Genomic DNA, 26,466 nt, shown 5'->3' on the forward strand with positions numbered 1-26,466 from the left:
ACTATGCCTCCGCCGCCTAGAGGAGCCACGCCATGCTGACCCGACGCACCGCCCTGGCGACCCCCTTCGCCCTCGCCGCGACCGCTGCGGCCGCGGCCACGGACACAAGCTCCGCCGACGCCGCCCTGGCCGATCTTGAGCGGCGGCATGGCGGACGGCTGGGCGTGGTGATCTGGCGGCCCGCCGACGGTCTGCGGATCGCCCGGCGCGCCGACGAGCGGTTCGCCATGTGCAGCACGTTCAAAACCCTGGCCGCCGCCGCTGTGCTGGCTCGCGTGGACCGGGGGCGCGAGGACCTGGCGCGCCGTATCGTGTTCGGCAAGGACCAGGTGGTCACCTACTCCCCGGTCACCGGCCCGCGGGTCGGCGGCGAGGGCATGACGTTGTCGGAGATCTGCGCGGCCGCCATCCGCTACAGCGACAACACGGCCGGCAACCTGCTGCTGGACAGCCTGGGCGGGCCGGCGGGGCTCACCCGGTTCGCCCGTGGACTGGGGGACGGGATCACCCGCCTCGACCGGTACGAGACGCTGCTGAACGAGGCCACGCCGGGCGATCCGCGCGATACGACCTCGCCCGAGGCCATGGCCCGCAACCTGCGCAAGCTGCTGCTCGGCCCGGCCCTCTCGCCCGAATCCCGGCGACGGCTGAGCCAGTGGATGGCCAGCAACACCACCGGCGACGCCCGCATCCGGCGCGGCATCCCCATGGGTTGGGTGGTCATGGACAAGACCGGGGCCGGCGAGAACGGCGCGAACAACGACGTGGCGGTGGTCCTGCCGCCCTCCGGCCAGCCGGCGATCGTGACCGTCTACTACGCGGAGTCCCAGGCCACGGGCGCACAGCGCAACGCCGTCATCGCCGACGTCGCCCGCGTAGCTGCGGAAGCCCTCGCCGGCTGACGGCGGCGGGTCAGGACGTCGGCGGCCGCTGGACCCGCGCGGCGCCGGATTTGAGGTCCAGGACGTAGGTCGCGTCGGCGGCCAGACCCTTGAAGATCTTCACGTCGCCGTTCCCCAGCCTGACCCGCACGTCGCCGCGCCGCGCCTTGCCCAGGCCGAAGTGCGCGGCGAGCTCCCCGCCCGACTTGTAGGACTGGGCCGTGTGCAGCTGCCGGCTGCCGAGCAGGGTCTCGCCGCGCAGCAGCTCCACCTGCGCCCCGATCAGGGCGGCGTGATCCACGCCCTCGAACCGCAGCCGCAGCCAGTGGTTGGCCTTCCCCCCATGCGCGCCGGTGTTCCAGTAGACGGTGTTCAACCGCCGGTCGGCCGGCAGCGGCGGCACCAGGGGCAGGTTGGGCGGATAGCTGTTGAAGGGGCTGTTGAGCAGGATCACGTCGAGCAGGCCGTCGTCGTTCAGGTCTCCCGTCTCCATGGCGATGGAGTTGCGGTCGATCCCCGAGACCTGGGTGGCCACCGGCTTGAACCCGCCGCGGCCATCGCCCAGGAACAGGATGTTCCGCAACATCCCCCACATGCCGTCGGCCTCGCGCCGGTCGGCGACCAGGAGGTCGATGTCGCCGTCGTTGTCGAAGTCCTCCATCAGGGCGTCGGCGTGGTAGAACTGGTAGTCGCCGATGGTCATCTTGCTGCAGATCGACACCTGCAGCTGGTTGAATTTGCAGGCCATCTGGTCGAACTGGGTCTTCTCCGGCAGCGCCGTGCCCCAGAACTCCGCCCACTGGCGATAGGTCCAGTTCAGGACCGATAGGCCTGAGGCCTCCAGCCCCTCCTGGAACTTGAAGCCGCCGAGGTTGCGCCAGAAGCGTGCAGCGGTGGGATCGGTTTTCACCGTCCAGGACGCGTCGGTCGGGCCGGTGGCCAGCACGTCCAGCCGCCCGTCGTTGTCCACGTCGGCGGTGAACATGTAGGGCAGGCTCACGGCCGCCTTTTCGGTCCGGTAGAGCTGTTTGGCCGGCTCGTAGATCGCCCGGCCTTCCTCGGCCAGGCCATTGCCCTCCGCCTTCTCGAAGCCGAAGACGCCGGTCTCCTTCAGGGTGTTCTTCCACACCCAGACGCCGGTGCGGTACTCGCCGCTGGCGCAGAGGTCCGTGGCGCGCGAGCCGTTCATGTCCACGTGGTAGGACTGGACCACATCCAGGTCGCCGTCCCCGTCCAGGTCGCGGAACAGGATGTCCGGCCCGGCGCGGTCCTTGCGCGCATTGCACACGAACTCGCCCGGGAAGTCGGGCGCCAGGCCCTTGGTCGACATGTCCTCGAACCGGCCGTCCTCGAACCGGCCGGACGCCGCGGGGCGGTAGAGGAACAGGCCATGGCGCGGGATGCCGTATCGGCGCGTGTTGCCGATGTTGTCGGCGCCCACGGCGAAGTCCAGCCAGCCGTCGCCGTCCAGGTCGCCGATGGCGGTGGCGCGGTTGTAGCCCTGATCGTTGGCGATCCCCATGGCGGCGCCCACCTCGCGGAAGCGGTCGAAGGCGCCGTCGCTGACCAGCAGGCTGTTGCCGATGGACGGGGCGTCGTACGGCCCTCGGCTGCGGGTCAAGAGGATGTCGAGCCGGCCGTCCTTGTTGAAGTCGGCCATGTTGGCGATCTGGGTCTGGGTTCCCAGCTGGGCGGCGGTGAAGCCGGCGCCCTGGATGTCCACCGCGTGCTCCTCGAACCGGAAACAGCCGCGGTTCAGCAGCAGGCGCAGCCGGCCTTCCGGCTTGGTCACGCTGCCGCCCGACTGGATCAGCAGCACGTCCGTGCGCCCGTCCTGGTTCACGTCCGCCAGGACGCCGCTGTTGGTGGACAGCTGGACGTCGGTGATCCCCGGAACCTCGATGCTCTCGAACATCTGGCCGCGGCCCGCCGCGTCGGAGGCCGCATCGCCCGCCGGCATGGTCCGCAGCGCCGGCGTGCAATCGGCGGCGGCAAGGGCCGGCGTGGCGGCCAGGGCGGCTCCCAGGCCGACGAACAAGGCCAGCACCCGCCGGCTGCGCACCGGCGTCGGATCGTTACGCTCACGGGCTTTCACGTTGCTCATCCCTCATGCGAACAGGTCGATCAGGCCGTCGCGCAGCCTCGTCTCGGCGTCGACGATGCGCCGCCTCTGGTCCTGGACCAGCAGCACGCCGTGCAGGCGGGCGGTCCGGTCGATCCAGGGGTTGGCGCCGAAGTAGCCCGGGCTGGACTCCAGGGCGCAGCGCAGGCCCTGCGGCCGCTCGCACCAGTGCGCGATCATGTATTCCGCCGGCTGGGCGCCGAGGCCTTCCGGCCCGACCTTGCGCAGGCCGCGGGTCATGATGGTCCCCATGGCGGCCACGGCCCGGGCGCTCAGGACGCGGCGGCGGCGATAGGTCCCGTCCTGCGCGATCATGGTGAGGAAGGCGGCATAGTCCGGAAGCGTGGTCCAGGCGCCGGCCTGCAGCACCGGATTGGCGACCGGCGCGCGGGGGTCCGGCGGCGCGCGCAACCGGCCCCAGGCTGTCGAGGTCATGCCCAGGGGATCGGCGATCCGGGCCTGGAAAAGCTCATGCCAGGTCCGGCCGGTGACCCGCTCGGCCGCGGCGCCCACGAACTGGAAGTTCGGGCCGCCGTAGTCGAACTGCGCGCCGGGCGGGGCGGCCAGGGGCGTCCGCGCCGCGCGCAGGGCGGACTCCAGCAGTGAGATCCCCGCCGGCTGCTTGAGTTCCAGCGCCTCACGCAGGCCGACCAACCCGGCGGTGTAGGACATCAGGGCGTCCAGGCGCAGCGCGCGGTGGGATGGCGGCAGCTCCGGCAGATAGGTTCCGATGGGCGCGTCCAGCGCCAGCAGGCCGTCGTCCGCCAGGGTCATCACCAGCGCGCCGAACATCCACTTGGAGGACGAGGCGATGGGGACAAGGGTCTGCGGTGCGTAGCGCCCGGCGTAGCGCAGATGGAGCACCGCCTCGCCGCGCATCACGATGGTGGAGGCGTCCGCCAGGCCGGTCTCGGCGCGAAACCTGTCGAACAGGGCGTCGGCGGCGGCCCGCCGGTCGCCCGGCGCCGCCTTGGCGCCGCTTACGCCGACACCCGCCGCGAGACCGGCCGCGAGCAAGGTTCGGCGGCGCATCCCCGCGGCTGCCCGGCCCGAAAGAAGCCGGCCGGCCGCGAAGCCGGCCGGAGTCGGGGAGGTCGTCATCGACTCAGCGCGACGTCCGCCCCGGCCACCCGGGGCTGGCTGCAGCCTGGTTTCATGGCGAGGAGGACTCCGCGGTTGAGGCCCGGCCTTATGCCCCGCCGCCCCCGCAGCCCCATGAACCCCAGGCTACGGTTTGTATCGAAGTGTATCCGGTCGGCGACCGCGCCGCTCAGCCCTGCCCCAGCGCCCCCAGCGCTGGCGAAGGCGCCAGGGCCTCGCGAACGCCCCGGATCAGCGCCTCGGCGGTGACCGGCTTGGAAATGTGGAAGTCGGCCCCCGCGGCCTGCGCGGCGTGGCGGTGCTCGGGCATGGCGTTCGCGCTCAGCATGATGATCGGCGTGCGCCCAGACTCCGGTCGCCGGCGCTCCGCCTTCCGGATCGCCCGCACCGCCGCCAGGCCGTCCATCACGGGCATCTGCATGTCCATGAGCACCAGGTCGAAGACGTCCTCGCGCAGAGCCGCGACCGCATCCGCGCCGTTTTCCACGATGCTCAGGTCGACGCCCAGCGGCGCAAGGATCAGCTGCACGACCTTCTGGTTGGTGGGGTGGTCCTCGGCAAGCAGGATCCGTACGGGCCCGTCCTGCAGCGCCTCGATCCCCTGGCCGGGGATCAGGTCCTCGGAACGCCGGGTCTCGGCGTCATACGCGGCCAGGGACCGCGCCCGGCGGAGCGGAAGGGTGACGCGGAACACGCTGCCGCGGCCAGGCTCGGACGTGACGGCGATGTCGCCGCCCATGAGTTCGGCCAGGGACCGGCAGATGGCCAGGCCCAGACCCGTGCCGCCGTATTGCCGGGTGATCGTCGCGTCGGCCTGGCTGAACCGCTGGAAAAGTCGCTCCTGGGCCGCAGCGTCCATGCCCAGCCCGGTGTCCGCCACCTCGATCGTCAGCTGCGACGGCTCGCCCGCGACCATCGGGTCCGCCAGCGCGAGGCTCAGGCCGATCTCGCCGGCCTGGGTGAACTTCACCGCATTGGACAGAAGGTTGCCGAGGATCTGCTTGATGCGGGTGCTGTCGCCGACGAACTCGCCCCGCGCCGCCACGTCGTAATCGACGCTGAACGCCAGGCCCTTCTCCTCCGCGCGCAGGTGGGTCAGCTCCACGACGCTGGCGAGCTCGGCGCGCAGATCGAACACGCTGTTCTCGATCTCCAGCCGGCGGGCTTCGATCTTCGAGATGTCGAGGATGTCCGACACCAGGCGCTCCAGCGTCATTCCCGAGTTGCGGATCAGGTCCAGCATCTCCCGCTGGTCCGGCGCCAGCGGCGTGCGCGCCAGGGCGTCGACCACGCCGATCACGCCGTTCAGCGGCGTGCGGATCTCGTGGCTCATGTTGGCGAGGAAATCGCTCTTCGCCCGGTTCGCCGCCTCGGCCGCACGCGTCGCCGCGCTGAGATCCGCCTCGAAGGCGAGGCGCTCGGTCACGTCGCGCGCGGCGCCGAAGGTCAGGTCGCCCACCCGGCGGGCGCGCCATTCCAGGTGCCGGTAGCTGCCGTCGCGATGGCGGTAGCGGTTGACGAAGCCGAGGACCTCCTCGTCGCGCCGCATGCGCTCCATCTCGCCGAGCGTCGCGGCGCGATCGTCGGGATGAACGAAGTCGAGCATCGAGGCCCCCTCGAGGGCGGCGACAGGGTGGCCCAGCGTGGTCTCCCACGCCCTGTTGACCCGGATGAACCGGAACGCGCTGTCCCGGATACAAAGCATGTCGAGGGAAACCTCGAAGAAGGTGGTCAGCTCGCGCGCCGTCGCCTTCTCGACCTCCAGGGCGCGCCGCGCGCGCGCCTCGCTGCGGGCCAGGTTCTTCAGCGCGCGCTGGCGGTCGATGGCGATCGCCGCCAGCTCGGCGGCGGCCTCGATGAAGGCGATGTCCTCGCTGTCGGGCACGGCCGGTTGGCGATGGTAGATACCGAACGTGCCGAGCACGCCCCCCTCGGCGCCGAGGATCGGCTGGGACCAGCAGGCGCCCAGTCCGGCGGCCGCGGCCAGGTCCTTGAAGTCCTTCCAGAGCGGATCGGCCTGGATGTCCTCGACGATCACGCGTTTCGCGAGGAAGGCGGCCGCCCCGCATGACCCGACGTCCGGCCCGATCCCGATGCCTTCGATCGCGGCGTTGTAGCTTGCCGGCAGGCTGGGGCCAGCTCCCAGGACCAGCCGCTGGCCCGTGTCGTCCAGCAACAGGATGCTGCAGAGGATGTCGGGGGCCTCGGCCTCGACCGACAGCACGATCGCCTCCAGCACGGCGGGCAGCGGGTTGCCGGCGGCCATGAGGGTCATGGTCCTGCGGAACGCCGTATGGGCGGATGTGAGGCTCATGGACGGTGCGGCTCCGGCGACACCGCCATGGATTAGACCCGCAAGCCCTGCCGATCTGCTAACCCGCCGATGCGGTGCGATGTCGCGGCCCTCCGGCCGCTTCTCGCGCCGCGGCCATTGTGGCAATCAACGGTCAGATCCAGTGAGGACCGCCGCCCTTGAAAGCCGCCCTGCCGATCGCCGCCCTGGCCCTGCTTTCCGTGGCCGCCTGCGACAGACCCAAGCCCCGTCAGGCTGCGCCGCCCCTCGCGATCGCGCCCGCCGCCGCGCCGGCGGCCCCCGCGGCGCCCGCGGCGTCGACGGGCCTGGCCCAGCGCGACGAAATGGCGGGCTTCTCTCTGGATGCGATCAACGAGGCGCAGGACCCGGTGAACATGCCGGCCACCATCCGCGCGGGGGTTCCCGTCGCGGTCTCGGGTTTCGGCTTCGATCCCGTGGCCAAGACGCCGGGCAAGGCGGTCGACATCGTCATCGACGGCGCGGCCTATCCCACCGAATACGGCCATGAGCGCGCGGACGTGGCCGCCTACTTCAAGGCCGACGCCCTGGCCTCCACCGGGTTCCGGGCCGCCCTGCCCGCGGTGAAGCCCGGGCCTCACACGGCGGTTGTCCGGGTCGTGTCCGCCGATGGCCAGTCCTACTTCGACGGCGTCGCGATCAGCTTCTACGCGAAGTGAGCTCCGTCCCGGCCCGCTTGCGGCGATATTGATCGGACCGGCCTCGATCCCCACATAGGGAGGGTCCGGGCGAGCCGTGCCGATATCGGGCGGTCCGACCGGAGAGTCGCTTCCAGCGAGGACTCCGAGGATGAACCGTAGCCTGATCTTCGACAGCCCGTTCCTGCTGGGCTTCGAACACACGCGAAGCCTGATCGAGCGGGCGGCCAAGGCGGCCGCCGAGAGCTATCCCCCCTACAACGTGGAGGATCGCGGCGACGGCGCGCTTCGCATCACGCTCGCCGTGGCGGGCTTCTCGCCCGATCAGCTGAGCGTGAACATCGAGGATCGCCAGCTCGTGGTGACGGGCAAGCGCGACGGCCAGGCGCCCGGCAAGTCCGAGGAAGCCTACCTTCACCGCGGCATCGCGGCCCGGGGCTTCGTACGAAGCTTCGTTCTCGCCGACGGCATGGTGGTGGAAGGCGCGACCCTGGAGCATGGCCTGCTCCACATCGATCTGGCGCGGCCAGAGCCGGAAAAGCGGGTGCAGTCGATCCCCATCCGCACCGCCGGCTGAGCTTTGCCAAAGTCTACCCGGAAGGACCGCCGGATGAGCCGGGGTCCTGTCAAAAGGAAGGTGCGCTGAACCCGCGGCCTTTCGGAGCGTTGAGTTTCATGGAGGTGGTCATGATGACACCTGTTCTTTCGATGGAAGCGTTTGCGGCATTGGGCGCCCCCAATCTCGTCTATGTCCGCCCGATCAAGGCGGCGGAGATCATCGCCAACACGCCGGCGGCGCAGATCCAGAGCTTCGAGCTGGATCCCGACCAGACCCTTTATGCGGTGCACCGCGCCGACGGCGAGCGGCTGGCCGTGCTGACGGACAAGGACTCCGCGATGGCGGCCGCCCTGGCCCACGAGCTGGCTCCGGTGTCGGTCCACTAGACCAACCGCCACCCTGCACGATCACGGAAGGCCGGCCTCACCCGCCGGCCTTTTTCGCGCGCTCAGGCCGCCGGCCGGGCGGACATGTCCTGGACCAGGAGCGCATGGATGGCGTCGGCGCTGCGGGCCTTGCGCAGCTGTTCGCGCAGGTCGGACTGGCGCAGCAGGCGCGATACGCGGGCCAGGGCGCGTAGGTGTTCGGCGCCGGCGTTCTTCGGGGCGAACAGCGCGAACAGCAGGTCGACCGGCTGGTCGTCCACGGATTCGAATTCCACGGGTTGCTCGAGGCGGACGAAGATCCCGCGCATGCGCTGCAACCCCTCCAGGCGGGCGTGGGGGACGCCGACGCCATGGCCCACGCCGGTCGAGCCTGCGGCCTCGCGCTCGCTCAGCGCCTCGAGCACCTCGGCGGGCTCGAGGCCGAAGTTGCGGCCGGCGATCTCGGCGATCACCGCCAGAGCCTTCTTCTTGTTGGCCGCGCTGACGCGCGTGGAGATCGCGCCGCGATCCAGCAGTTCGCCGATGTTCATGGTCTTGAAGAACTAACCCCAATCCGCGCAGATGGCCCCGGGAAGGCCGCCTGCGCGGTCGCCAAGCAATTAGTGGGCCGAAGCCCCGTCCCCCCCGGTCCCGTTGCGGCCTTTCGTCCGCTCCGGGTCGATCCAGCCGATGTTCCCGTCGGGGCGGCGATATACCACCGAAAGTCCGCCGTGCGCGGCGTTTCGAAACACGATTGTTTGAGCTTCGGTCAGGTCCAATTCCATGACCGCCATAGAAACCGTCATCGACCGCACCGGGTGCTCGGTCTCGGCGATGATCATCGGCTCGCCGAACGCCGGCCCCCCGGTCTCGTCCTGGTCCTCGTCCTCCTCGTCGAGGTCGGGCGAGGCGATCACGAAATAGGCGGCGCTTTCGGCCTGCTTGGCCACGGCCTGGCCGTGATGGTCCTTGAGCCGGTTCTTGTAGCGGCGGATGCGCTTGGACATCTTCTCCAGCGCCTGGTCGAAGGCCAGGTGGGCGTCACCGCCCACACCGTGCGTCGTCAGTTGCTGGCCGGAGGCCAGGGTGACGGCGCAATCGACCTTGAAGGCCGTGCCTTCGCGACTGACGACCACGTCGGCGCCGCCGCCACGGTCGAAATACTTCGCGATGGAGTTTGAGAGTTCGTCGGTGACTCGCGATCGCAGAGCCTCCCCGACATCGACATGCTTGCCGGTGACTTGGACTTGCATGTGAGATCAACGCGCCTCCCGCTGGAAGGTGTCAAGTCGGGTAAACGACGGCCCAGGCGTGCAGGAACATCCTGACGATAATGTGAGCCGCGAGGGCCAGGACCGACGCGCTGGTGATGGCCAGGGCATACCCCAGGAGGGCGATCACGCCGTCCCGCTGGATCAGGGCGAACGACAGCGCCGAGACGGCCATGGCCGGCAGGATGTTGCCGCCCGGGATCGGCAGGATCAGCACGAACGCCAGGGCGGTGCAGACCACGCCGAGCACGCGCTCGCCCACGGCGCCGAACAGGAAAACCAGCCGCGGCTTCGACACCGCCTCGGCCTTGCGGAGCGTCGGGATCAGGCGTGGCAGCCCCTTGCGAAGATCGGCCGTGGAGAGGGTGCGGACCCGGATCCGCTCGGGCAGCCAGGGCGCGCCGGCGCCGATCACCAGCTGCGGCGCCAGCAGCAGCAGCGGCAGGCCGAAGATGGTCGTCGCCCCCGGTGGCAGGGGCAGCATGCAGGCCAGGCCGAAGACGAACAGCAGCGCGCCGATGGCGCGGCCGCCGAACTTCTCCATCAATTCCTCGACGGAGATCCGCGGCTCTTCGTGCTCGGCGATATCCTGCAGCACCGCGGAAAGCGGCTGCTCCTTGAAGGGCAGTTCGGCCGGGTGGGTCGCTTCGGACATCGCTCAGTCCATCTGGCGCTTCGGAGGCGCCACGCCAAGTGGACCAAAGCGAAATCGGCTCAGGCCGGTTCCTTAAGCATCCTGCGGCGGTCGACCGATGACGGAATGCGCATCGCTTCCCGATACTTGGCCACGGTGCGCCGCGCGATGTCGACGCCGGCGGCCTTGAGGATCTCCACGATCCGGTCGTCCGAGTGGACGTCCGATTCGCGCGCCTCGGTGTCGATGAGCTGCTTGATCTTGTGGCGCACGCTCTCGGCCGAGTGGGCCTCGCCGCCCTCGGACGAGGCGATGGCCGAGGTGAAGAAGAACTTCATCTCGAACAGCCCGCGCGGCGTGGCGATGTACTTGCTGGAGGTGACCCGGCTGACCGTCGACTCGTGCATGCCGATGGCCTCGGCCACCGTCTTCAGGTTCAGCGGCCGCAGGTGCTCGACGCCGTAGGCCAGGAAGGCGTCCTGCTGGCGCACGATCTCGGAACTGACCTTCAGGATGGTGCGGGCGCGCTGGTCCAGGCTCTTCATCAGCCAGTTGGCCTGGGCCAGGCAGTCCGAGACGAAGGTCTTCTCCTGGTCGGTCTTCGACTGCCCCGAGACGCGGGCATGATAGCGCTGGTCCACCAGCAGGCGCGGCAGGGTGTCGGTGTTCAGCTCCACCAGCCACAGGCCGCCGGGCCCTTCGCGCACGAACACGTCCGGCGCCACGGGGGTCGCCGCCTCCCCGCCGGGAAACGCGGCGCCGGGGCGGGGCGTCAGGCCGCGCACCTCGGCGATCATGTCGCGCAGGTCCTCGTCGTCGACGCCGCAGATCTTCTTCAGGGCGGCGAGGTCGCGCTTGGCCAGCAGCGGCAGGTTGTCGAGCAGGGCGCCGATCGCCGGGTCGTAGCGGTTCTGATCCTTCAGCTGGATCATCAGGCATTCGCGCACGTCGCGCGCGCCGACGCCCACGGGGTCGAACCCCTGGACCACCGACAGCACCTTCTCCACCAGCGCCGGCGCGCAGCCCAGCCGCTCGGCCACCTCCTGGATGTCGGCGCGCAGGTAGCCCGCCTCGTCGATCGCATCGATCAGGATGCCGGCGACGACGGTCTCGGCCGGCGACAGGCCCGAGGCCGAAAGCTGTTCGTGCAGGTGCTCGGCAAGCGTCTTCTCGCGGCTCAGGGCGCCTTCGAAGCCCTCGCCATCGTGGTCGAAGCTGCCGCCCGACCCGGCGCGCGACCAATCGATGGCGCCGCCGGCGTCGGCCACCTCGGGCGCGTCGCCGGTGGCGCGCTCGCCGGGCGAGGCCTCATCATGGGCGGCGTCCAGGTCGGCCCGCGCCTCGGCGTCGGCCACATGCTCGGCGGGAGCGACGGCCTCGTCGGTCGGGCCGTCCTGCGCCTCGTTCTCGCTCTCGTCGCGCTGGAGCAGCGGGTTGCGCTCCAGCTCGGTTTCGACGAACGCCTCGAGCTCGAGGTTCGACATCTGCAGCAGCTTGATCGCCTGCTGCAGCTGGGGCGTGATGACCAGCCCCTGCCCCTGCCGAATCTCAAGTCGTGCGCTGAGCGCCAACGAACCGCCTCCTGGCCTGTTTCTTGCTTCACAAGCTAGGGCGCGTTCCCAACTGACTGGTTAACGCCCGCGGATTAAGCCGCGATGGGCGCGTGGACGCTCGACTCCAGGTCCCATTCGAACTCCGGATAGAACCGCGCCATCAGCCGGTCCACATAGGCCACGAGGTTGCCGAAGCCCTCGGCCCTGCGGCGGATCTCGCCGTTGAAGAACGGGGTCAGCGTGCCGGCCAGCATGGCGAAGACCGTGGCGTCCGCGCCGCACGGCTGGCGCCCGAACAGGAAGGGTTTGTCGGCGAGGATGGCCGAGACGGCGGCCAGCGACCGCACCGCCAGCGCCACGACCTCCAGGTCGCTGTGCCGCCCGATGCCGACCGCCCGCACGTTCCGCCGCACCTCGTCCAGCACCGCCTCGCGCACGCCCTCGGGGGCGCCCTCGAAGAAGTTCGCCGGGCCCTTGGCGAAGTTCTCCGGGTCCAGCCAGCGCTCGACGCACAGGGTCCAGCCGAAATGGTTCTCCATCATGCGCTCGATCGCCCAGGCCTGCGCCCGCTGGGCAGGATCCAGGCCCTCGTCGAAGTCGACGCCGTAGGTCCGTTCCACATAGCCGCGGATGAAGGTGGAGTCGGCGATCCGGACCCCCTTCGCATCGATGAAGGGCACCTGCCCCTTGGGCGACTCGTCGGGACGCGCCCGCACCTTCACGTACGGCAGCCCCGCCATCTTGAGCTGCACCTCGGTCTTGGTGACATAGGGGCTGATTTCCGGAAGCCCGAAGCCCTCGCCGGCGCCGTAAAGCGTGATCATCTGCCGTCTCCCTCATTGACAGCGCCACCCTGACAGCGGCTTGCTGACAGCATTCTGTCAGCAGAACGGTGAGTGAACATGCGTCGGGCGGACCGCCTGTTCCAGATCATCCAGATCCTGCGGCGCGGGACACGACCGATCACCGCCGACGCGATCGCCGAGGAACTGGAGACCTCCAAGCGCACCGTCTACCGCGACATCGCCGACCTGATCGGCCAACGGGCGCCGATCCGCGGCGAGGCGGGCGTCGGCTACATCCTGGAGGACGGCTTCGACTTGCCGCCCCTGATGCTGACGCCCGAGGAGGTGGAGGCCGCGGTCCTCGGCGCACAGATGGTGGCCGCCCGCGGCGACCCGGCGCTGCGCCGCGCGGCCGAGGACCTGATCGCCAAGATCGGCGCGGTGATTCCGGAGAACCTGCGCCCGCTGGTGGTCGAACCCGCGACCCGCGCGGCGCCCAACTGGAACACCCAGCCCGACAAGATCGACATGGCGGGGGTGCGCCAATGCATCCGCGGGGGGCGGAAGATCGTCCTGACCTATCGCGACGAACGGGAGCGCGAGACCGAGCGCACCGTCTGGCCGTTCGCCGTGGGCTATTATGAAACCAGCCGGCTGATCATGGCCTGGTGCGAGATGCGCCGCGATTTCCGCAGCTTCCGGACCGACCGTGTCTCCGCGGCCCAGTTCACCGAAGATCGCTATCCCGACCGCCCCGCGTCGCTCCGCGCCCGCTGGCGCCGCCACCAGCAGGAACAGTGGCAGGCGATGCAGGCGCACAAGGCCAAGGCGGCCGCGGCCGATGCGGGAGGCTAACGCGTGCTGCGGCGGTCGGTCAGCATCGGCCGAGCGCCGGCGGACGTGGCCGGGCTGCCGGTGGAGCGGGGATCGGAGAGCCCGCCGCGAGCGGCCGGCGCATATGGGGGTCCGCCGAGCTTTACGGGTCGCGTCATCGTCTTTCCTCCAGCCTGAGCTTGTCGACGCAGGCGCGCAGCAGGACCGCACGGTCCATGGGTAGATTGGGTTCGCGAAGCTCTCTTAGAGCGCCTTCCAGCGGCCAGCCGACGTGCCGTACGCCCAGCCGCCAGATCTCGGCCCGCACCTCGGTGTCGGCGACGCCGGGCCGGAAGATCATGGAGAGCAGGTTCATCAACGCGCGCCCGGCGGCGGGGTCGTCCGGAACAGGGGCGTCGCCGCCGCCGGCTTGGCCTTCTCCTGCTTCGGCTTGCGCGTTTCCTTGTTGGATCGCTTTTGACCCTTGGCCATGTCTCTGCTCCTACGGGCGTCGCAAGATTCGGGAGACCGAAAGATCCATCCCATCGAAATTTTCTGGCCCAAAGTCATGTAACACGACGTGGACGACCCAGGTAATTCTTTTGGATATATCAGTAAATTTCGGCGCCGATGACGTCATCGGCCGCGGATAATTCGCGACCTTTTCAGATCTTGTATTGGCGCCGCGCCAAGAGATGCATATTGCGAACGCAGGGGCGCGCGCACGACTTTATCGCATCTGCCCATCTAGGCCGCCTCCCGAAACCGCCGCTGGAGCAAGCGACGCGATGGAAGACCTCACCGACGTCGAGCTGCGGACCCTGCAGCTGCTCGCTCGGAAAAAGGCCGGCGAAGCAGTCGCCTTCGTCAATATCGCGGCCGCCCGCACCTTGAGCGACCGCGGCCTGGCCGCGCGCAGTCACGAGGGATGGGACATCACCTCCCTCGGAACCTCCGAACTCGCGCGGCGCGCCGACCCGCCCAGCGAGACGCCGCCGCCGCGCGATCCCCTCCGCTAGGCCCGCGCGCTGCGTGAACGTTCGGTAAGTTGGCGTGGGCCCCGGCGGCGCCTAGCGTGGCGTCACACGTTTCCGGGGGAGTTACCCACATGACCGACCTCAGCCGCCGCGCGGCCTTGATCCTGGCCGCCGCCGCCGCCGCGGCGCCGGGCCTGGCCCTGGCCGCCGATCCGGCGCTGCCCACGACCTGGGATCTCACGCGCCTCTATCCCAACGACGCCGCCTGGGAGGCGGAGCGCCAGGCGGTGGAGGCCGAACTGCCGCGCCTGCTGGCGTTCAAGGGCCGGCTCGGCGAGAGCGCCGCGACCTTCCGGGCGGCCTCGGAGGCTATCTCGGCGGTGATCAAGCGGCAGCTCCGCCTCTTCGTCTACGCCACGCTCAAGGCCGACGAGGACCTGGGCGTGGCCGCCAACCAGGAGCGGCGTCAGACCGCCAACGCCCTCAACGCCAAGGTGGGCGAGGCCACGGCCTGGGTCAGTCCCGAGGTCCTGGCCATGGGCGCGGCGAAGGTCGAGGCCTTCCTAAAGTCCGACCCCGCGCTCGCGAAGTTCCGGTTCAGCTACGAGAACACCCTGCGCCAGGCGCCCCACACCCTGGACGATGCGGGCGAGGCCCTGCTGGCAGCCGCGTCGAACCCGCTCAACGGGCCCCAGGCCATCCGCTCGCAACTGGTGCTGACCGACATCCCCTGGCCCGAGATCGAGGTGTCCGGCCGTAAACTGCGCCTGGACCTGCAAGGCTACAGCCAGGCGCGCGCCACGCCGGACCGGGCCGAGCGCAAGAAGGTGTTCGACACCTTCTTCGGAACCTTCAAGCGCTACGAGTCCAGCCTGGGCGCGGCCCTGGGCGCCAAGATCGACGGCGACGTCTTCAACGCCCGCGCCCGCAAGTATCCGACCGCACTCGCGGCCGCAGTGGATGGGCCGAACATCCCGGAGTCGGTCTACCGGACGCTGGTGGCCGAGGCGAACCGCGGCCTGCCGATCCTGCACCGCTATTTCGAGGTCCGCCGCCGGATGCTTGGCCTGCCCGACATGGCCTACTACGACCTCTATCCGCCGGTGACGAAGCTGGACGCCAAGTTCGACCTGGCCGCCTCGCGCCGCATCTCGCTCGAAGCCATGAAGCCGCTGGGGCCTGAGTACGCCGAGGCCTTCGCGCGGGCGACGGCGGCGCCCTGGGTCCACGTCTATCCGCAGAAGGGCAAGGCCGCCGGCGCCTACGTCTTCGGCGCCGCCTACGACGTCCATCCCTACATGTTGCTGAACCACACGGACGACTACGAGAGCCTGTCCACCTACGCCCACGAATGGGGCCACGCCATGCACACCCTGCTGGCGCAGAAGGCCCAACCGTTCGAACTGGCCGGCTACCCCACCTTCACCGCCGAGGTGGCCTCGACGGTGAACGAACAGCTCCTGGTCGCCCACATGCTGAAGGGCGCCAAGAGCCGGGACGAGCGGCTGTTCTACCTGGATCGCGTCTGCGAGATGATGCGCGCCACGTTCTACCGCCAGACCATGTTCGCGGAGTTCGAGCTGGCGGCGCACGAGGCGGCGGAACGCGGAGAGCCGCTGTCGGGCAAGCGGCTCAGCGCCATCTACCTCGACCTCCTGAAGCGCTACCACGGTCCCAAGGTGGCGGTGGAGGACACCTACGGGATCGAGTGGGCCTACCCCTCCCACTTCTTCAACTACAACTACTACGTCTACCAGTACGCGACGTCGGTGACCGCCGCCTCGGCCTTCGCCGAGCGGATCCTCACCGGCAAGGCGGCGGAGCGCGACGCCTATCTGGCCGTGCTCAAGGCCGGTGGTTCGGACTATCCGGTGGACGTCCTGAAGCGCGCCGGCGTCGACATGACCAGCCCCGAGCCCTACCGCACCCTCTTGGGCAAGTTCTCGCGCACCCTCGACGAGATGGAGAAGCTGCTGGGCTGATCGAGCGCGGACAGCGGGCGCCCGGGAGAATTTCTCGGGCGTTGATCATGGTCAACGCTCCCCTGCACGCACAACCCCCACGGTGAGGTGTCTTTCGTCCGGACCCTCGCAAGGTTCCGGGGGCGAGGCGAGTGCTCCTGCGTGCAATCCCTCCTCGAAAGGCAGCTCCATGTCCCATCTCCACGCCCGCCGCCGTGTTCGCAATCGTCGCCTGGCGGGCGCCAGCGTCGCCCTCTGCGTCGTCTTCGGCGCCCAGGCCGCCTCGGCCACCACCCTCATCGACATGGTGGTCGCCGCGACTCTCAAGGACCTCTCGATCAAGCTGATCAAGCTGGCGATCCATCAGGTGTTCGACGACAACCGCGGCGCCGTCGCCGTCGCCGTCGTTCCCACCGATTTCGATGTGCAGAGCGACAAGGACAACTGGTTCGGCGCCGCCGGCCCTGTGAACGCGATCGCGCTCGACGAGTTCGGGCTCGCAGAGGCGACGGCCAACAACTCGCTCTTCGGGAAGAAGGTCGAGGCGACGGGGGACGGCATCTTCTATTCGGAGGCCGTCCTGACATGGAAGGGCGAGGTGAAGTTGCGGGCGGCTGACGCCGGGTTCGCCATCGCCGAGGCCATGCCGGCGCCGGAAGACGTGCTGAGCGCGGTGCTGATGTTCGACTACGTCACGGTCTTCGACATCGGCAACGACATCGGCACCAACGACGCCAATCACTCGGGCGCCTTCTCGACCGCCCTGGCGATCGACGGCTCGACCGTGTTCGCCGGCGGCGTCGCCACCCAGTTGGGCGGCCTGCCGACGTTCAGCGGCGACATGGCCGCCTACGCGGGCCAGTTCACGACCTCGACCACCGGGTTCGGCAGCACCGGCCTTTCCATCGGCGGCTCATATTCACGCTCGATCGACTACGCCGCCTTCTATGCCGACCGGGAGTTGGGCGTGAGCCTGGACGGGATGGCCCGCGACGTCGCTCAAGGGGTGCCGGAGCCGGCCACGTGGGCGCTGATGCTCTGCGGCTTCGGCCTGGCGGGCGGCGCGCTGCGACGGCGCCGCGCTTCGCTGGCGACGGTCAGGTGAACCGGTCGCCCAGGTAGACCCGGCGCACTTCCGGGTCGTCCACGATCTCGTCCGGGCTGCCCTCGAACAGCACCTCGCCCGCGTGGATGATCGACGCGCGGTCGATGATGTCGAGCGTCTCCCGGACGTTGTGGTCCGTGATCAGGATGCCGATGCCGCGCTGCTTCAGATAGGTGATCACCTGGCGGATGTCGGCGATGGCCAGGGGGTCGATGCCGGCGAACGGCTCGTCCAGCAGCATGAAGGACGGGTCCGAGGCCAGGGCGCGGGCGATCTCCACCCGGCGGCGCTCGCCGCCCGACAGAGAGACGGCAGGCGCGTTCCGCAGGTGTTCGATGTGCAGCTCCTCGAGGAGCTGGGTCACCGTCTGGCGGGCCTTCTTCTGGTCGCGCTGGCGCAGTTCGACCACCGCCATGACGTTTTCCCAGACGCTCATGCCGCGGAAGATCGAGGTTTCCTGCGGCAGGTAGCCGACGCCCATCCGGGCGCGCTGGTACATGGGCTGGGCGGTGATGTTCTCGCCGTCCAGGTAGATGGCGCCGTAGTCGGCCGGGATCAGGCCGGTGATCATGTAGAACGTGGTCGTCTTGCCGGCGCCGTTGGGGCCGAGCAGGCCCGCGACCTCTCCCCGGCAGAGGCGCAAGGATACGCCCTTCACCACGGCCCGGCCGCGGAACGACTTGCCGATATTGTCGACGACGAGCCCCTCGGTCGGGATCGCGCCCTTGGCCTGGACCCGTTGCGGCGCGTTCACTTGGCGGCGCTCTGCTGCTTTTTCGAAGGATAGAACACGCCGCGCGGGCGGGACTTGGCGTTCGTCCCGGTGGCGTTGCCCACCATGCGGCCTTCGCCGGTGTTGGTGTTGAACACCATGCGGCTGCCGCGCAGCACGTTCTGTCCCTGCACCGCCACCACATCGCCGGTCAGGGTGACGGTCTCGGCCGAGGCGTCATAGGTTCCGGCGTCGCCACGGACCCGCTGGTCCTTGCTGGTGACGTAATAGACCGACCCCTCGGCCTCGATGCGGATCAGGTCGCCGCAGGCGCCCGTGCCGGTGGCCGAGGAGGCGCCTTGCTTGGTTTCGAAGAAGGCGCGGATCACGTCGGCGCGCAGGCGGGCCTGGCCCTGGAGCGCCTCGGCCTTGCCCTTCCAGACCGAGACGCAGGCCTTGTTCTGCACCTCGAGTTCGTCGGCGGTGATGTCCATGGGGCCGTCGGCGCCCGGGCCGAGGCTCTGGGCGTGCGCCGCGCCGGCGGCCAGCAGGGCCGCGGCCAGGACGGAGCTTTTGACGAGAGACTTCATGACTGCCCTTGCGCTCGCCGCTACTTCTTCTTGGTTTCCAGGCGGGTGCGGACGCCGCCCTTGAAGACCATGCGCTCGCCCTTGCCGTATACGCCATAGGACTCTGCGCGGATTTCTCCAAGGCCACCAGCGCCCTGAATGGGGCCTGAACCGACGACCTCGCCGGTCTTGGTGTCGAAGAGGGAGGCGGCGGTCTCGAAGACGTTCTTGGAGTCGGCCATGCGCACGCCGTTCGAGAGCTCCAGCTTGCCGTTCTGCTCGTGGAAGACGCCGTCGGCGCCGTTGATCCGCATCTCGTCCGGACCGCCTTCGTCCAGAACCAGCGCCGGCTTCTTCAGGATCACGCGCTGGTAGTCGAGCCGGTCGCGGATCGCCGAGTCGGCGGTGAGCACGAACGATCGGCCCTTGTCGTCGCGGCCGATGAAGCGCGGGTTCATCAGCCGGATCGGCTCGTCCCCGGCCTGCGTAGAGCGCGGCTGGGCGTTGAAGGTGGACCAGGCGACGCTGCCGATCAGGCCCAGGAAGATCAGGGCGATGAGAGCCGGCAGCACGACCCGCAGCGTGCGGACCAGGCGCGAACGCCGCCGCCACCGCTCGAAGTCGGCGCGCCGCGGTTCGGCGAAGGGCTCGGACAGGGGTGCGCCGGCGGCGGTCATCGCGCTTATCTAGGTATGCGCGAAGATATCGGCATCCTCCCAGCCGGCCACGTCCAGCAGGGCGCGGTGCGGGAGGAATTCGAAACAGGCGCGGGCGAGATGGTCGCGGCGCTCGCGGACCAGCATCTCGTCGAGGCGGGCGCGCAGGGCGTGCAGGTGCAGGACGTCGGAGGCGGCGTAGGCGACCTGGTCGTCCGACAGCTTGTCGGCGCCCCAGTCCGAGCTTTGCTGGGCCTTGGAGATGTCGATGCCGACCAGCTCCTTCGTCACGTCCTTGAGGCCGTGGCGGTCGGTATAGGTACGGGCGATCTTCGAGGCGATCTTGGTGCAGTAGACGGGGGCGGTCACGACCCCAAGATGCAGCCAGAACATGGCGATATCGAAGCGGCCGAAGTGGAAGATCTTCGTCACCGCCGGGTCGGTCAGCAGCCGCTTGAGGTTCGGCGCGTCATAGGTCGCCCGGTCCAGCTTGACCACGTGGGCGTCGCCATTGCCGTCGGAAAGCTGCACGACGCAGAGGGGATCGCGGCCCAGCCGCAGGCCCATGGTCTCGGAATCGACCGCCACCGCCGACGCGTTCGCCAGCGCTTCGGCCGGCAGGTCGCCATCATGCACGAATGTGGTCACGCGATTCCAAACTCCGACGTCGAACCCCCGGTTTATCTTAGGGGTGGTGCCCAGGAAAGGACTCGAACCTTCACGGCCGTTAAGCCACTGGCACCTGAAGCCAGCGCGTCTACCAATTCCGCCACCTGGGCCCCGTCCGTCGGATCGGGAGGCGGCTACATATGGCGCCGCCCCAGGCAGGTCAACGGGCCAATCTCGCGGCGCATTGCGAGGCGTCGCCGCATCGCCTAAACCGCACCCGTCTTCAGAGCCACAGGAGCGGCCGCGCCGCCATGCAGAACCTCGTCACCGTCTTCGGCGGCTCCGGCTTCGTCGGGACCCAGGCCGTGCGTTACCTGGCCAAGGCCGGCTGGCGGGTCCGGGTCGCCGTGCGCAACCCGAACCTGGCCTACAAGATGCGGCTGCTGGGCGACGTGGGCCAGATCGACGTGGTGCAGGCCAACCTGCGCAACGGGCCGTCGATCGAGCGCGCGCTGGACGGCGCCACGGCCTCGCTGAACCTTGTCGGCGTCGGCTACGAGACCGGCCGCCAGGGCTTCCAGGCGGTCCATGTGATGGGCGCCCGCAACGTGGCGGAGGCCGCGCGCGCCATGGGCCTTGGCCGCGTCGTGCAGATGTCGGCGCTGGGCGCGGATGCGAACTCGCCGTCCAAGTACCTGCGCACCAAGGCCGAGGGCGAGGCGGCGGTTCGCGAGATCTATCCCGACGCCGTGGTGGCGCGGCCCTCGATCGTGTTCGGCACGGGCGACGGCTTCTTCAACAAGTTCGCCAGCATGGCGCAGATCAGCCCCATGCTGCCGCTGATCGGCGGCGGCCAGACCCGCTTCCAGCCGGTGTTCGTCGGCGACCTGGGCCAGGCCCTGGCGCGGATGGTCGTCACCGACGCGGCGGCCGGCCAGACCTATGAACTCGGCGGCCCCTCGGTCTTCACCTTCAAGGAGCTGATGGAGCGGATCCTGGCCGAGACGGGCCAGCGCCGCCTCCTGGTCCCCATTCCGTTCCCCGTCGCAGCCCTGCTCGGCAAGGTGGGCGATGTGATGTCGGCGGTCGTTCCGCCGCCGCTCACTTCCGACCAGGTCGAGGCGCTGAGGTCCGACAACGTGGTCAGCGGACGCTATCCTGGTCTCGCCGACCTGAGCCTGTCGCCGACCAGCCTCGAAGCCATTCTGCCGACCTATCTCTACGCCTATCGCAAGGGCGGGCAGTACGCCGACCAGGACGCCCGCGAGATGGAAGCCGGGCGGGCCTGAACCGCCCGCTCAGGTCAGCGTCAGCAGCGCCAGGCCGGTTCCGCCGATGGCGATCCGCAGCCAGCCGAAGGGCGCCAGGCCGCGGCTGGTGACCACCGCCAGCATGGTGCGGATCACCACGAGGGCCACCGCGAAGGCCACCACGAAGCCGATGGCGATCAGCGGCATGGTGTCGGCGGTCAGCTGATCGCGGCTTTCCCAGGCGTCCAGGACGAAGGCGCCCAGCATGGTCGGGATCGCCAGGAAGAAGGTGAACTCGGCGGCGGCCCGCTTCTCCACCCCGAACAGCATCCCGCCGACGATCGTGGCGCCCGAGCGCGAGACGCCCGGCACCATCGCCAGGACCTGGAAAAGGCCGATGATCAGCGCCTTCACCAGCGGCAGCTTGAAGGCGTCGTGGGCCACCGGCTGCGGCGCGAGGCGGTCGACGAACAGCAGCACGATCCCGCCGATGATCAGCGAGACGCACTGGACCACCGGGCTGTCGAACAGGACCGCCTTGATGAAGTCGTGGAACAGCAGGCCCAGCACGATCGAGGGGATGAAGGCCACGAGGACGCTGAGGGCGAACTTTCGGGCCTCGGGGTCGGAGGGGAGGCTGATCACCTGCTTCCAGAGCTTGCCGAAGTAGAGGGCGACCACGGCGAGGATGGCGCCCAGCTGGATCATCACCGCGAAGGTGTCCCAGAAGCCGCTCGGCAGGCCCATGGCCTGTTTGGCGAGAAGCATCATGCCCGTCGAGGAGACCGGAATGAACTCCGTCAGGCCCTCGATGACCCCGAGGATGACGGCATAAGCCCAGTCCGGCAGCACGGCGACACTCCATTGAAATGAACAGGGATGGGGTTGCGGCGACTATGGTGAACATCTAGTTCATCTCAAAATTGGACTAATTCGGCGCCAGGTGGGGTGTGACGGGTCACATCCGCGTCAGAGACTGCGTCTAGTGGTCCACTTATTGGATTATCAGCTTTTCGCGCAAGATTTTGCCCTCTAGATGGCCGCGGGACCGGAGAGGGCGCAGTTTCATGGCCGAGCGCATGCTGAAGTTCACGGTGACGCCGCGGGCGACGCCCGAGAAACGGGCGGCCGAGGCGCGCGCCGGGGATTTCCACGAGATCTACCGCGACTTCATCGACGCCAAGGCGGCGGAGCAGGCCTCGCGCTGCAGCCAGTGCGGCGTGCCGTTCTGTCAGACCCACTGCCCGCTGCACAACAACATCCCCGACTGGCTGCGGATGACCGCCGAGGGTCGGCTTGAAGAGGCCTACGCCCTCAGCCAGGCGACCAATTCCATGCCGGAGATCTGCGGCCGCATCTGCCCGCAGGACCGCCTGTGCGAGGGCAACTGCGTCATCGAGCAGTCGGGCCACGGCACGGTCACCATCGGCTCGGTCGAGCGCTACCTGTCGGACAAGGCCTGGGAGATGGGCTGGGTGCGGCCCCTCGTGGCGGGCGCCGAGCGCGGCCAGTCGGTGGGGATCGTCGGCGCGGGTCCCGCGGGTCTGGCGGCCGCCGAGCGCCTGCGCGAGCTGGGCTATGCGGTCACCGTCTACGACCGCCACGACCGGCCCGGCGGCCTGCTGGTCTATGGCATCCCCGGCTTCAAGCTGGAGAAGGACGTGGTCGAGCGGCGCACGCGCCGGCTGGCCGAGGGCGGGGTCGACTATGTGCTGGGCTTCGAGGTCGGCCGGGACGCGAGCCTGGAGCAGCTGCGCGAGCGGCACGACAGCGTGCTGATCGCCACGGGCGTCTACGCGGCCCGCGACATGACCGTGCCGGGCTCAGGGTCCGCCGGCGTGGTGGCGGCCCTCGACTACCTGATCGCCTCCAACCGTAAGGGCATGGGCGATGACGTCCCCGCGTTCGACGGCGGCGAACTGAACGCCGAGGGCAAGGCCGTGGTGGTGGTCGGCGGCGGCGACACGGCGATGGACTGCGTGCGCACCGCCATCCGCCAGGGCGCCACTTCGGTCACCTGCCTCTACCGCCGGGACCGCGCCAACATGCCGGGCTCCGACCGCGAGGTGGCGAACGCCGAGGAGGAAGGCGTCGTCTTCGAATGGCTGGCCGCGCCGAAGGCGGTGAGCGGCGACGCCCTGAAGGCCGCGGGCCTGGTGGCCGCCCGTATGCGCCTGGGGCCGCCCGACGCCTCGGGCCGCCAGGCGCCGGAGGAGGTCGAGGGCGGCGACTTCGAGCTCCGCGCGGACCTGGTGATCAAGGCCCTGGGCTTCGATCCCGAGGACCTGCCGACGGCCTTCGACGTCCCCGACCTGGCCACAACCCGCTGGGGCACGGTGAAGACCGACATGCGCAGCATGATGACCTCGATCCCCGGCGTCTTCGCCGCGGGCGACGTCGTGCGCGGCGCCAGCCTGGTGGTCTGGGCGATCCGCGATGGACGCGACGCCGCCGAAGCCATGCACCGCTACCTGACGGCGCACGCCCGCGCCGACGCCCTCCTTCCCGCCGAGTGACGCCGATGACCGACGACATCCTCGCCCGCTACGAACGCGACCGGCAGCTGCTGCTCGAAGCCAACGGCGGCTACGACATCACCGCCCAGCACGACGCCTGCGGCGTGGGCCTGGTCTGCGCCATCGACGGCAAGCCGCGCCGGGAGGTGGTGGAGCTGGCCATCCGCGCGCTGAAGGCCGTCTGGCACCGGGGCGCGGTGGACGCCGACGGCAAGACCGGCGACGGGGCGGGCGTGCTGGTGAGCGTGCCGCAGGACTTCTTCGCCGCCCACGTGGAGCGGATCGGCCACGTGGTGCGGCCGGGCCCCATCGCCGTGGGCCAGGTCTTCCTGCCGCGCGTGGACCTGGGCGCCCAGGAGGCGGCCCGGACCATCGTGGAGTCCGAGGTGCTGCGCTTCGGCTTCTACATCTACGGCTGGCGGCAGGTGCCCACCGACACCTCGGTGATCGGCGAGAAGGCCAACGCCACCCGGCCCGAGATCGAGCAGATCATGCTCTCGCCGCCCAAGGGCATGGAGGGCGAGGCGCTGGAGCGGGCGCTGTTCCTCTGCCGCAAGCGGATCGAGAAGCGGGTCGCCCAGGCGAACATCCAGCACTTCTACATCTGCTCGCTGTCGGCGCGGGCCCTGATCTACAAGGGCATGTTCCTGGCCGAGAGCATCGACGCCTTCTACCCCGACCTGACCGACCCACGGTTCCAGGCGGCGGTGGCGATCTTCCACCAGCGCTATTCGACCAACACCTTCCCGGAATGGCGGCTGGCCCAGCCGTTCCGGATGCTGGCCCACAACGGCGAGATCAACACGCTGAAGGGCAACGTCAACTGGATGAAGAGCCACGAGATCCGCATGGCGGCCTCGGCGTTCGGCGACTACCAGGACGACATCAAGCCCGTGATCCAACCCGGCGTTTCCGACTCGGCCGCCTTGGACAACACTTTTGAGGTGCTGGTCCGCGCGGGCCGCGACGCGCCCATGGCCAAGGCCCTCTTGATGCCCGAGGCGTGGAACACGCGCTCGGCCGAGCAGATGAAGCCCGCGCACCGGGCGCTCTATTCGTACTGCAACGCCGTGATGGAGCCGTGGGACGGGCCGGCGGCGATCTGCGCCAGCGACGGCCGCTGGGTGGTGGCCGGCAAGGACCGCAACGGCCTGCGCCCCCTGCGCGTGGCCCAGACCTCGGACGGCCTGCTGATCGTGGGCTCGGAGGCCGGCATGTGCCGCGTCGAGGAGAGCCGCATCGTGCGCAAGGCGCACATCGAGCCCGGCCGGATGCTGGCCATCGACCTGGTCGAGGGCCGGCTCTACGACGAAGAAGGGATCCTCGACCGCCTGGCCGCCCAGCACCCCTACGACCGCTGGCTCGGCAACATGGTGGACCTGGAGGAGAAGATCGGCCCCGGGCCGGAGCCGCGCCTCTATGGCCGCGAGGAACTGGTGCGCCGCCAGGCCGCGGCCGGCATCACCCTGGAGGACCTGGAGCTGATCCTGGCCCCCATGGTGGAGGACGCCAAGGAAGCGGTGGGCTCGATGGGGGACGACACGCCGCTGGCGGTGCTGTCCGACGGCTATCGCCCGCTCAGCCACTTCTTCCGCCAGAACTTCAGCCAGGTGACCAACCCGCCCATCGACTCCCTGCGCGAGACGGCGGTGATGAGCCTGAAGACCCGGTTCAAGAACCTGGGCAACATCCTGGCCGAGAACGAGACCCAGGCCGACGTCTTCGTGATGGAAAGCCCGGTGCTGACGAACGGCATGTACAACCGGGTAGTCGAGGAGATCGGCGAGAAGAACGTCGCCCTGATCGACTGCACCATGCCGATCCCAGCGGCCGACGCCCGGCCCGGCGATGCGCTGCGGGCGAACCTGGACCGTATCCGCGCCGAGGCCGAGGAGGCCGCGCTGCGCGGCTGCTCCACCATCGTGCTCAGCGACATGGCGACGGGCGCCGACCGCGTCGCCCTGCCGATGATCCTGGCCACCGGCGGGGTGCATGCCTGGCTGGTGGGCAAGGGCCTGCGCTCGTACGTCTCGATCATCGTCCGCTCGGCCGAGTGCCTGGACACCCACGCCTATGCCGTCCTGGTGGGCGTGGGGGCGACGGCGGTGAACGCCTACCTGGCCCAGGAAAGCTATGTGGACCGGCTGGAGCGCGGCCTGACAGGCGAGCTGACGCTCCGCGACCTGTGCCTCAACCACAAGAAGGCGATCGAGGGCGGCCTGCTCAAGATCATCTCCAAGATGGGGATCTCGGTGATCTCCTCGTACCGCGGCGGCTACAACTTCGAAGCCGTCGGCCTGTCGCGCAGCCTGGTGGCCGAGTTCTTCCCCGGCATGCCCTCGCGCATCTCGGGCATCGGCCTGGCGGGCCTGGAGGCCAAAGCGGTCGAGCTGCACCGCAAGGCGTGGGACCCGGCGGCGGTCAGCCTGCCGGTGGGCGGCTTCTACAAGGCGCGGCGCTCGGGCGAGGCGCACGCCTTCGAGGCGCGGATGATCCACACCCTGCAGCGCGCCTGCGACACCGGCGACTACCAGATCTACAAGCGCTTCTCGGACGGCATGCGCACCCTGCCCGCCATCCAGCTGCGCGACCTGTTGGACATCCGCCCCGACGCCAAGCCGGCGCCGCTGGAGGACGTCGAGAGCGTCAACGAGATCCGCAAGCGCTTCCTGACGCCCGGCATGAGCCTGGGGGCCCTGGGCCCCGAGGCCCATGGGGTGCTGAACATCGCCATGAACCGGATCGGCGCGAAGAGCGTCTCCGGCGAGGGCGGCGAGGACCGCAGCCGCTATCGCCCCCTGCCCAACGGCGACAACCCCAACTCGGCGGTGAAGCAGATCGCCTCGGGCCGGTTCGGCGTGACCGCCGAGTACCTCAACCAGTGCCGCGAGATCGAGATCAAGGTCAGCCAGGGCGCCAAGCCGGGCGAAGGCGGACAGCTGCCCGGCTTCAAGGTGACCGAGCTGATCGCCAAGCTGCGCCATGCGACGCCGGGGGTGATGCTGATCAGCCCGCCGCCGCACCACGACATCTATTCGATCGAGGACCTGGCCCAGC

At 69.4% G+C, this 26,466-nt stretch carries 26 protein-coding genes and 1 tRNA gene; 11 read left to right on the top strand and 16 right to left on the bottom strand.

Going from position 1 to position 26,466, the window contains the following annotated elements:
• Positions 1-32: 32 nt before the first annotated feature.
• Complete coding sequence (gene bla, locus AX721_RS26355; RefSeq protein ID WP_068878926.1) at positions 33-902, top strand: class A beta-lactamase; 870 nt, start codon at positions 33-35, stop codon at positions 900-902.
• Positions 903-912: 10 nt separating this feature from the next.
• On the opposite strand, the gene AX721_RS26360 is transcribed toward bla, so the two are convergent.
• From AX721_RS26360 to AX721_RS26370, 3 genes are all read right to left on the bottom strand, one after another.
• Entirely contained in the window at positions 913-2,985 is a 2,073-nt protein-coding gene (locus AX721_RS26360; protein ID WP_068878927.1) for a CRTAC1 family protein, read from the bottom strand.
• Between the two features lie 3 nt (positions 2,986-2,988).
• Positions 2,989-4,035 (bottom strand): serine hydrolase, encoded by a 1,047-nt coding sequence (locus AX721_RS26365; protein WP_197422728.1) that lies wholly within the window; start codon positions 4,033-4,035, stop codon positions 2,989-2,991.
• Between the two features lie 238 nt (positions 4,036-4,273).
• The gene (locus tag AX721_RS26370) at positions 4,274-6,418 is read right to left on the bottom strand and encodes an ATP-binding protein (protein ID WP_068878929.1); all 2,145 of its coding nucleotides are present in this window, start codon (positions 6,416-6,418) and stop codon (positions 4,274-4,276) included.
• A 158-nt stretch (positions 6,419-6,576) separates the two neighbouring features.
• On the opposite strand from AX721_RS26370, the gene AX721_RS26375 reads away from it, so the two are divergent.
• From AX721_RS26375 to AX721_RS26385, 3 genes are all read left to right on the top strand, one after another.
• A complete protein-coding gene (locus tag AX721_RS26375; protein ID WP_068878930.1) occupies positions 6,577-7,095 on the top strand; it encodes a hypothetical protein in 519 nt (172 codons plus the stop codon).
• Between the two features lie 130 nt (positions 7,096-7,225).
• Entirely contained in the window at positions 7,226-7,651 is a 426-nt protein-coding gene (locus AX721_RS26380) for an Hsp20 family protein (RefSeq protein WP_068878931.1), read from the top strand.
• Between the two features lie 98 nt (positions 7,652-7,749).
• The gene (locus tag AX721_RS26385; RefSeq protein WP_156467397.1) at positions 7,750-8,019 is read left to right on the top strand and encodes a DUF1150 domain-containing protein; all 270 of its coding nucleotides are present in this window, start codon (positions 7,750-7,752) and stop codon (positions 8,017-8,019) included.
• A 62-nt stretch (positions 8,020-8,081) separates the two neighbouring features.
• Here the strand turns inward: AX721_RS26385 and ptsN are convergent, their stop codons facing one another.
• The 5 genes from ptsN to AX721_RS26410 all read right to left on the bottom strand — a co-directional run bounded on the left by ptsN (position 8,082) and on the right by AX721_RS26410 (position 12,280).
• The gene (gene ptsN, locus AX721_RS26390; protein WP_068878932.1) at positions 8,082-8,549 is read right to left on the bottom strand and encodes a PTS IIA-like nitrogen regulatory protein PtsN; all 468 of its coding nucleotides are present in this window, start codon (positions 8,547-8,549) and stop codon (positions 8,082-8,084) included.
• 69 nt (positions 8,550-8,618) lie between these two features.
• Entirely contained in the window at positions 8,619-9,251 is a 633-nt protein-coding gene (hpf, locus tag AX721_RS26395; RefSeq protein ID WP_068878933.1) for a ribosome hibernation-promoting factor, HPF/YfiA family, read from the bottom strand.
• Between the two features lie 31 nt (positions 9,252-9,282).
• Positions 9,283-9,924, bottom strand: coding sequence for an exopolysaccharide biosynthesis protein (locus tag AX721_RS26400; RefSeq protein WP_068878934.1), 642 nt, complete (start codon positions 9,922-9,924; stop codon positions 9,283-9,285).
• Positions 9,925-9,983: 59 nt separating this feature from the next.
• A complete protein-coding gene (rpoN, locus tag AX721_RS26405) occupies positions 9,984-11,474 on the bottom strand; it encodes an RNA polymerase factor sigma-54 (protein WP_068878935.1) in 1,491 nt (496 codons plus the stop codon).
• 74 nt (positions 11,475-11,548) lie between these two features.
• The gene (locus tag AX721_RS26410; RefSeq protein WP_068878936.1) at positions 11,549-12,280 is read right to left on the bottom strand and encodes a glutathione S-transferase family protein; all 732 of its coding nucleotides are present in this window, start codon (positions 12,278-12,280) and stop codon (positions 11,549-11,551) included.
• A 78-nt stretch (positions 12,281-12,358) separates the two neighbouring features.
• Between AX721_RS26410 and AX721_RS26415 the strand changes: the two genes are divergently transcribed.
• Positions 12,359-13,096, top strand: coding sequence for a YafY family protein (locus AX721_RS26415; protein ID WP_068878937.1), 738 nt, complete (start codon positions 12,359-12,361; stop codon positions 13,094-13,096).
• Between the two features lie 133 nt (positions 13,097-13,229).
• Here AX721_RS26415 and AX721_RS26420 read toward each other — a convergent pair whose 3' ends face one another.
• Positions 13,230-13,430, bottom strand: a complete 201-nt coding sequence (locus AX721_RS26420) for a hypothetical protein (RefSeq protein ID WP_068878938.1) — start codon at positions 13,428-13,430, stop codon at positions 13,230-13,232.
• Positions 13,430-13,546, bottom strand: a complete 117-nt coding sequence (locus AX721_RS28515; RefSeq protein ID WP_231733331.1) for a hypothetical protein — start codon at positions 13,544-13,546, stop codon at positions 13,430-13,432. Before AX721_RS28515 ends, AX721_RS26420 begins: the two co-directional genes overlap by 1 nt.
• Before the next feature lie 296 nt (positions 13,547-13,842).
• Between AX721_RS28515 and AX721_RS26425 the strand changes: the two genes are divergently transcribed.
• The 3 genes from AX721_RS26425 to AX721_RS28170 all read left to right on the top strand — a co-directional run bounded on the left by AX721_RS26425 (position 13,843) and on the right by AX721_RS28170 (position 17,097).
• The gene (locus AX721_RS26425; protein ID WP_068878939.1) at positions 13,843-14,073 is read left to right on the top strand and encodes a hypothetical protein; all 231 of its coding nucleotides are present in this window, start codon (positions 13,843-13,845) and stop codon (positions 14,071-14,073) included.
• Between the two features lie 89 nt (positions 14,074-14,162).
• Positions 14,163-16,013: an oligoendopeptidase F gene (pepF, locus tag AX721_RS26430; RefSeq protein ID WP_068878940.1), complete on the top strand. Its 1,851-nt coding sequence runs from the start codon at positions 14,163-14,165 to the stop codon at positions 16,011-16,013.
• A gap of 169 nt (positions 16,014-16,182) precedes the next feature.
• Positions 16,183-17,097, top strand: a complete 915-nt coding sequence (locus AX721_RS28170; RefSeq protein WP_068878941.1) for a PEPxxWA-CTERM sorting domain-containing protein — start codon at positions 16,183-16,185, stop codon at positions 17,095-17,097.
• On the opposite strand, the gene lptB is transcribed toward AX721_RS28170, so the two are convergent.
• From lptB to AX721_RS26460, 5 genes are all read right to left on the bottom strand, one after another.
• Positions 17,090-17,815: an LPS export ABC transporter ATP-binding protein gene (gene lptB / locus AX721_RS26440; protein ID WP_068878952.1), complete on the bottom strand. Its 726-nt coding sequence runs from the start codon at positions 17,813-17,815 to the stop codon at positions 17,090-17,092. The genes AX721_RS28170 and lptB overlap by 8 nt on opposite strands.
• A gap of 32 nt (positions 17,816-17,847) precedes the next feature.
• Positions 17,848-18,399: an LptA/OstA family protein gene (locus tag AX721_RS26445; protein ID WP_068878942.1), complete on the bottom strand. Its 552-nt coding sequence runs from the start codon at positions 18,397-18,399 to the stop codon at positions 17,848-17,850.
• A gap of 20 nt (positions 18,400-18,419) precedes the next feature.
• Complete coding sequence (gene lptC, locus AX721_RS26450; RefSeq protein ID WP_068878943.1) at positions 18,420-19,055, bottom strand: LPS export ABC transporter periplasmic protein LptC; 636 nt, start codon at positions 19,053-19,055, stop codon at positions 18,420-18,422.
• A 9-nt stretch (positions 19,056-19,064) separates the two neighbouring features.
• The gene (locus tag AX721_RS26455; protein WP_068878944.1) at positions 19,065-19,682 is read right to left on the bottom strand and encodes a ribonuclease D; all 618 of its coding nucleotides are present in this window, start codon (positions 19,680-19,682) and stop codon (positions 19,065-19,067) included.
• A 44-nt stretch (positions 19,683-19,726) separates the two neighbouring features.
• Positions 19,727-19,813, bottom strand: a tRNA-Leu gene (locus tag AX721_RS26460).
• Positions 19,814-19,954: 141 nt separating this feature from the next.
• On the opposite strand from AX721_RS26460, the gene AX721_RS26465 reads away from it, so the two are divergent.
• Positions 19,955-20,932: a complex I NDUFA9 subunit family protein gene (locus tag AX721_RS26465; RefSeq protein ID WP_068878945.1), complete on the top strand. Its 978-nt coding sequence runs from the start codon at positions 19,955-19,957 to the stop codon at positions 20,930-20,932.
• Positions 20,933-20,941: 9 nt separating this feature from the next.
• Here the strand turns inward: AX721_RS26465 and AX721_RS26470 are convergent, their stop codons facing one another.
• Positions 20,942-21,742, bottom strand: coding sequence for an undecaprenyl-diphosphate phosphatase (locus tag AX721_RS26470; RefSeq protein ID WP_156467398.1), 801 nt, complete (start codon positions 21,740-21,742; stop codon positions 20,942-20,944).
• Positions 21,743-21,960: 218 nt separating this feature from the next.
• On the opposite strand from AX721_RS26470, the gene AX721_RS26475 reads away from it, so the two are divergent.
• Both AX721_RS26475 and AX721_RS26480 read left to right on the top strand, forming a co-directional pair.
• Entirely contained in the window at positions 21,961-23,409 is a 1,449-nt protein-coding gene (locus AX721_RS26475) for an NAD(P)-dependent oxidoreductase (RefSeq protein WP_068878947.1), read from the top strand.
• A 5-nt stretch (positions 23,410-23,414) separates the two neighbouring features.
• Positions 23,415-26,466, top strand: a 3,052-nt coding sequence (locus AX721_RS26480; protein ID WP_068878948.1) for a glutamate synthase central domain-containing protein, incomplete at its 3' end; no start/stop codon positions are given.

This window comes from Phenylobacterium sp. CCH9-H3 (assembly GCF_001557235.1).
In the GTDB taxonomy this organism is placed as follows: domain Bacteria; phylum Pseudomonadota; class Alphaproteobacteria; order Caulobacterales; family Caulobacteraceae; genus Phenylobacterium.